This is a genomic window from Lactobacillus colini, from assembly GCF_017874575.1.
Taxonomy (GTDB): domain Bacteria; phylum Bacillota; class Bacilli; order Lactobacillales; family Lactobacillaceae; genus Lactobacillus; species Lactobacillus colini.
This window is the reverse complement of record NZ_JAGGLU010000006.1, coordinates 143,034-149,377: the sequence shown is the minus strand read 5'-3', so window position 1 is coordinate 149,377 and position 6,344 is coordinate 143,034. Positions and strand designations below refer to the sequence as shown.

Genomic DNA, 6,344 nt, shown 5'->3' with positions numbered 1-6,344 from the left:
AAGTTCTTTGATGAATTCAACAATAATTATGTAGCAACTCCGAACTTAGACGACCTCATCGTTACTCCAACTGTTGCTAACAATGGTTCAGCTACCCTAGGTGACTTTGAGTTAGCCAAGGCACTCCTATAACTTCTTAAATTAAAACGCCATCGCTTAAAGATACACAGCGATAGCGTTTATTTTATTTTCCAGAAAATAATCTAAGGCAAATCATGTCCTGCCGCTAGATATAGGTCGTACCACTCTTGGCGAGTAAGTTCAATATCACTACCAGCAGCTGAATCCTTAATATGGTCAGGATTCATTGAACCAACTAATACTTGAATTGAAGCGGGGTAGCGCAGGATCCATGCAGTAGCAATTGCATTTTTACCGACGTTATACTTATCTGCTAAGTTGGCTAGTTTTGCATTAAGTTCTGGAAATTCGGTATTATTAATGAAGCTGCCAGCAAACATCCCATATTGAAATGGTGACCAGGCTTGGATAGTGATTTTATTTCTTTGTAAATAGGTAAGTAATTGCCCGTCGTGGTCGATTGCAGCATCGTCTTCCATATTAGTATGTAAAATAGCATCAATCATCTTAGTGTGCTTTAAGCCAAATTGAATTTGGTCAAACATTATGGTCTGATTAACGGCGGTTTTAAGGAGTTCGATCTCATTAGCATTAAAGTTAGAAACGCCAAAAAACCGAACCTTGCCACTAGCTTGCAGTTGGTCAAATGCCGCTGCAACTTCTTCAGGTTCCATTAAGACATCAGGTCTGTGTAATACTAGTGAATCAAGATAATCAATGCCCATTCTATCTAAGATGCCATCGACAGAGTCAATAATGTGTTGTTTAGAGAAGTCGTAACGTTTGCCAGGTATGATCCCAGTCTTAGATTGAATAAATAATTTATCTCTTGAGATATTAGCTTGCTTCAGAGCTTGTCCGAATGTTAGCTCAGATTGACCGCCAGCATAAATATCAGCTGAGTCAATAAAGTTTATCCCAGTATCAAAAGCAGCCTCAAGTGCAGCTTGTGCTTGCTTGACTGACTTATCGCCCATACGCATAATTCCTAATGCCATCTCTGGAATAGCCAGTGTAGAGGGTCCCATATTAATTGTCTTCATAATTATTCCTTTCAAAAAAGTAGTTTACTTATATTATAAGCGCTTTCAATATGATATTAAAAATTATAATAACCAATAAATAAAATTCGTATTTTCATTTTTTTGAAAGTTAAATCATAATGAAAGATTGAAAAATAAATTGAATAATTGCATCAAAATTACCAGATTTAACTGCCTAAATGTTAACATAGTATTATAATTTTTAGTTTAGGATAAATTAGAATAAGGAGAGTTGCCAATGTCAGCACATAGACATGGCCAATACATTTGGGTATTGATTGAATTACCTAATGGGAAGAGAGAATGGTATTGTCTTAGTAAGGTATTGAAGAGGGCACTTTTATGGGAGAAGAACGTTCGTCATAATCGCTTTTGGCGTAATACCTTAAATGGCAAATACTTAACCGTAGCCCGGAGTCCTTATATTCACAATTATGCACTACTAACTGTAGGTAGGGTGGTTAAAGTCAGAATAACCCATAAGCGTGTATCTGACTGGCATTGGACCAGGAACCAGTTTATAACTGCTAAGCATTTAGATGATTTAGAGGATGCCTATAATTATTTGAAGCATGATTATAGTTGGCTTAATAGGATTAGGATTAAACACGCCCTAAAAAAGTGGCAAAAAATATCCCACAGACGCAAAAAAATTCTACGGGCAAAGAGGGCAGCATAATGACAGAATTGAATAGTTTAAGTAAGATAATTACTACTATATTTGGCATTATGGTGGCAGTGATGTTTTGTTTATACGCTGTTAAGCCACTAACCAATGATGCAAGTAATTTAAGGATAGGCTTGTTTATCTTAGTAGCGATAATTTATTTATGTTCCATTTGCTTGATCTGGTTGAAGACTAAGCAAGTAGTGTTCTTAATAGTAGCTGCAATTGCCTTGATTGCAACAGTACTAATGATTTGCTATGTACCATTCTTTCATGGCTATTTGATGGTTGAAGCAATTGGATTCTACCTAGCCTTTTATGTTAGTGTCTATCTAATGAATTTTACGGATTTTAAGTATCGGGCTAGCGTTAGTTTGACTTTAGAATTTTTGATTGTAATTGTGATGATTTGTTTTTCCTAAAGAAAAGAAGTAATTAAAATGACGATAGAAGTAGTGCAAGCTGACATCACTAAGCTGCAAGTTGATGCAATTGTTAACGCTGCTAATAAGAGCTTGCTTGGCGGCGGAGGAGTTGATGGCGCAATTCACGCAGCAGCTGGAGCTGAGTTATTGCAAAAATGCAAGTTGCTTGGCGGCTGTAATACTGGTCAGGCCAAGCTTACCAAGGGTTATAAGTTGCCAGCTGAATATATTATTCATACAGTAGGACCGATCTATCGCTTCCATTCTGAACTAGAGAATCGTAAGTTATTGGCTGATTGCTATATAAACAGTTTAGATTTAGCTGCTAAGTATAATTGCCATAGTGTAGCATTTTCGTGTATTTCAACGGGTGTCTATGGCTACCCTAAAAAAGCAGCAGCTGAAATTGCAATTAATACTGTAAAAGAGTGGTTAATTAATCACCATAGCCAAATAAAGGTTATTTTTTGTGTTTTTGATGATGAAAATAAGACTATCTATCAAGAAATGATAAAATAATATTAAATCTATCTTGTCTTTAGCTAGTGCAAGCTTAGTTAGATTATTTTTTAGAACGGGAATAGTTAATGTCAATCGGACTTTTTGCTTATTTATTATTTGGTGGAATACTTGGTGGCTTATTGTCTACCATTGCTAGTATGGCATCGCTAGCTACTTATCCTTTTTTGTTATCAGCTGGGATTCCGCCTGTCTATGCAAATACTACTAATGATGCGGCCTTGATTTGGGGTGGAGTTGGTTCAACTGTAGCCTCACTGAAAGAACTATCCGGACATTGGAAGCAAGTATGGTTTTATTCTATTTTTACTGTGGTTGGAACAGCATTGGGATGCTTTCTTTTAATTAATTTTCCTGGTGAAGTTTTTGAGAAGATTGTTCCTTTCTGTATTGCTTTTTCAGGAATAACAATTCTATTCAGCGGTAAAGTCAACATGTCAGTTCAAGATGACGATACTAATAATTGGCTTAAGGTATTGTCATTAGTAAGTATCTTAATTGTAGGAATTTATGCTGGTTATTTCGGTGCTGCTAGTGGGGTTTTGTTATTAGTAATCTTAAACTTCATTACTGAAGATGACTTCTTAACTGTCAATGCCATGAAGAATCTAATTGGTGGACTATCTAGCTTGGTTGCCTTGCTAATTTATATGTTTACAGAGAAGATTTACTGGTTGGCAGCAATTCCGATGGCAATTGGTGTATTGATTGGCAGTTTCTTAGGTCCTAAGATTATTCGCCATATTCCTGTTAAAATAATTAGAATTACAATCGCTAGCTTAGCGTTAATTCAGGCGGGTTACTTTGCTTACACCGCTTATCGTTAGTAACTAGCCAATGAGGAGTGACTAAATGAGTCTTAAATATGCGCAAAAAGGGCAAGTAGCCTTATTTACGTTGTTGTCGATTATTAAGGCATGCAATATTTTATTTGTAGCTTATATAATCAAGCTAATGCTTAACATTGCATCTTCAGGTTCACATGATATTGTTCGTCTGCTTAGGTTGACTGCAATTGCAATAGTGGGGCAGCTATTTTTTATGTGTAGTAATTTTATCTATGAAAGAGTGAAGATGACAATTATTAGGGATGTGAATATGGTCTTTAAGAGGGCTAATTTACGTTACCTAGTAGATCAAAATCGAACTGATATTAAGCATGGTTTATCATTGATGACTAATGATTTAAAGCAAATAGAAACCAATCGCATTACTGCTCAGTTAGATATGATCTATCAATCGTTAACTTTTATTGGATCGCTGGGATTCGCCTTAATTAATTCTTGGCAGATGACGCTTATTTTTGTGGTTGCGATGATTGCCCCAGCATTAGTTCAGATAGCCACTAGTCGCATTATTGCCAAAAAATCTAAAATTTGGGCTCAAACTAATGCTGACTATACGCAGAATGTATCTGACTCTTTAAATGGATCTCAAGCCGCTAAGTTATACAATGTTAGATTTAATATTATTACTCGTGCAATTAATTCCGCTCAGAGAATGGAGAATGCCCTAAGAAGTATGAATATTACCCAAGCCTGGGCCTTAGAATTAATTTATTCAACAGCAGAGTTGTTCTGTTTTATTATTCCATGTACAATCGGTGGGATCATGATGATGCATGGCAAGCTGGCAGTCGGCACCTTAGTGATGATTGTTGACTTAGCCTTGAACTTCATCACACCTGTAGTAACTGTCTTTAACGAATTTAATCAGGTTAAGTCGACCGTCCCAATGTGGGAGAAAACAAAGCGTGCTTTGAATTATAATATTGACCAAGATCGGGAACGCAAGGTGCACTTCGATGATTTAAGATTGGAGAACTTATCTTATATTACTAGTTCTGATAAGCAAGAAATCTTCAGTGGTGTGAACATGGATGTTAAACCTGGTGAAAAGGTATTACTAATGGCTCCTAGTGGCTGGGGTAAGACGACGCTTTTGAGCTTAATGCTAGGAATTAAAAAGCCAGCTTCAGGTAAAATTTTGATTAATGGTCAAGATGTAACCGGTAATTGGGATGAATCACATGATTACTTCTCCTATGTTAACCAGAAGCCGTTTATGTTTGACGATAGTTTGCGCTTTAATATTACTTTAGGACGCAAGGTAAGTGATGAACGGTTGTATGAGGTTATCCACGAAGCTGGCCTGGATGAATTAATAAGAAAAGAGGGGCTAGATCATCAGATAGGAAATGCAGGTAGTGGCTTGTCAGGTGGACAGATTCAAAGGTTAGAAATTGCCCGAGCCTTATTATCCGAACGGCCAATCTTGCTTGCAGATGAAGCAACTAGTGCTTTAGATCCAACCTTGTCTTTAGCAATTCATGAAACACTGCTTAAGAATCAAAAGATTGCAGTAATTGAAGTTGCACATAAGATCTCACCGCAAGAGTTAGACATGTTTGATAAGATTATAAAGTTGAATAAGTAGGTAAAAAATGTCACAAATAAGTTTTAATCTTAATGATCAAGACGAAGAAGAATTAAGGAATATTTTTAGCTATTATGGTTTAGATTTAAACACTGGGATCAAAATGTATCTTAAAGAAGTTCAACATACTAAGAAGGTACCATTGCAGCTAAAGCCCACAGTTAAACTAAACGATCAAAGAAATCTCAGATCACATAGCGACGTTGAAGAATTCGAACGGGAAATGAAGGAAGTAAAGGATATCTTCAATTATTATGGTCTGGACTTGGTTACAGGAATTAAGATGTATCTCAAGCAGGTCCAGCATACTAAGAGCATTCCGCTTAAGCTGGAGCCGGTAACTGAAGCTGATATTGCAATTCAAAGAGAAGAGGCTAGTGACTTAGAAGAGTCTTCTGCCCTTATTGAAAAGCTAAAAAAAGCAATGAAAAAACAAAATTAGTACATAAAAGCATCCTCGCTTGAAGGATGCTTTTTAATTGATTTTATTGAAAAAACTAGTAAATATCTTGTCTTGTTCAACACTCTTCATCTTGTCAGGGCGCCATTGGATGCCTTGCATAGTGTGGTCCTTAGCTTCAATTGCTTCAATAATGCCATCAGGAGCGGTAGCAACAATATTGAAGTTAGGGGCGATGTTTTTGATAGTTTGATGATGGTGACTATTAATATAGGGATGTTCGCCAAGAGACTGACTTAGTTCGCTTTCGGGTGTAACGTCAATGTGGTGGCTAGGCTGGGTAAGCGGACTTGCTTGGTAGTGTTGGATTCCAGCACCAGAGTTCTGACTATACATATCTTGGAATAAACTACCGCCAAAGGCAACGTTCATTACTTGCATCCCGCGACCAATTCCTAAGATCGGCACACCTGCTGCGTGAGTCTTCTTAATTAATTCGATTTCGAACTTATCACGATGAATGTCCGTTTCACCTAATTGAGGAATGGGCTCTTCATTGTAAAATACTGGCGTAACCCCCATCCCATCAGTCAAAAGCAAGCCATCGAAGTTTACTTGTGGTTCAGGCATAATCTTTAAACTTACTGGGGCCACAATCATAGGCAAGAAGCCATGTTTAATAACAATATCGATAAAGCTGCGCTCGGCGACAACTTGACCATTGGCAATAGCAGATGTAATTGCGATAGTTTTCATAAAAAACCTCCATCAAT

The 6,344-nt window shown here is 37.0% G+C and carries 8 protein-coding genes and 1 pseudogene; 7 read left to right on the top strand and 2 right to left on the bottom strand.

The annotated features are described in order from the left end of the window. A pseudogene (locus J2Z60_RS06740) lies at positions 1–132 on the top strand (fructokinase/branched chain amino acid--2-keto-4-methylthiobutyrate aminotransferase); the annotation flags it as partial. Between the two features lie 71 nt (positions 133–203). Here J2Z60_RS06740 and J2Z60_RS06735 read toward each other — a convergent pair. Further along, complete coding sequence (locus J2Z60_RS06735; RefSeq protein WP_209686926.1) at positions 204–1,124, bottom strand: aldo/keto reductase; 921 nt, start codon at positions 1,122–1,124, stop codon at positions 204–206. Positions 1,125–1,362: 238 nt separating this feature from the next. Here J2Z60_RS06735 and J2Z60_RS06730 point away from each other — a divergent pair, with 238 nt between their 5' ends. From J2Z60_RS06730 to J2Z60_RS06705, 6 genes are all read left to right on the top strand, one after another. After that, the gene (locus tag J2Z60_RS06730; RefSeq protein WP_209686925.1) at positions 1,363–1,803 is read left to right on the top strand and encodes a DUF7679 family protein; all 441 of its coding nucleotides are present in this window, start codon (positions 1,363–1,365) and stop codon (positions 1,801–1,803) included. Then, entirely contained in the window at positions 1,803–2,213 is a 411-nt protein-coding gene (locus J2Z60_RS06725; protein WP_209686924.1) for a hypothetical protein, read from the top strand. The genes J2Z60_RS06730 and J2Z60_RS06725 overlap by 1 nt, the downstream gene beginning before the upstream one ends. An 18-nt stretch (positions 2,214–2,231) precedes the next feature. After that, positions 2,232–2,735: an O-acetyl-ADP-ribose deacetylase gene (locus tag J2Z60_RS06720; protein WP_209686923.1), complete on the top strand. Its 504-nt coding sequence runs from the start codon at positions 2,232–2,234 to the stop codon at positions 2,733–2,735. A gap of 68 nt (positions 2,736–2,803) precedes the next feature. Next, positions 2,804–3,562, top strand: a complete 759-nt coding sequence (locus tag J2Z60_RS06715) for a sulfite exporter TauE/SafE family protein (RefSeq protein ID WP_209686922.1) — start codon at positions 2,804–2,806, stop codon at positions 3,560–3,562. A 25-nt stretch (positions 3,563–3,587) separates the two neighbouring features. Next, on the top strand, positions 3,588–5,171 hold the full coding sequence (locus J2Z60_RS06710; RefSeq protein ID WP_209686921.1) for an ATP-binding cassette domain-containing protein: 1,584 nt from the start codon (positions 3,588–3,590) through the stop codon (positions 5,169–5,171). A 7-nt stretch (positions 5,172–5,178) separates the two neighbouring features. After that, positions 5,179–5,613 (top strand): hypothetical protein, encoded by a 435-nt coding sequence (locus tag J2Z60_RS06705; RefSeq protein ID WP_209686920.1) that lies wholly within the window; start codon positions 5,179–5,181, stop codon positions 5,611–5,613. A 33-nt stretch (positions 5,614–5,646) separates the two neighbouring features. On the opposite strand, the gene J2Z60_RS06700 is transcribed toward J2Z60_RS06705, so the two are convergent. Beyond that, a complete protein-coding gene (locus J2Z60_RS06700) occupies positions 5,647–6,327 on the bottom strand; it encodes a gamma-glutamyl-gamma-aminobutyrate hydrolase family protein (protein ID WP_209686919.1) in 681 nt (226 codons plus the stop codon). Positions 6,328–6,344 lie beyond the last annotated feature (17 nt).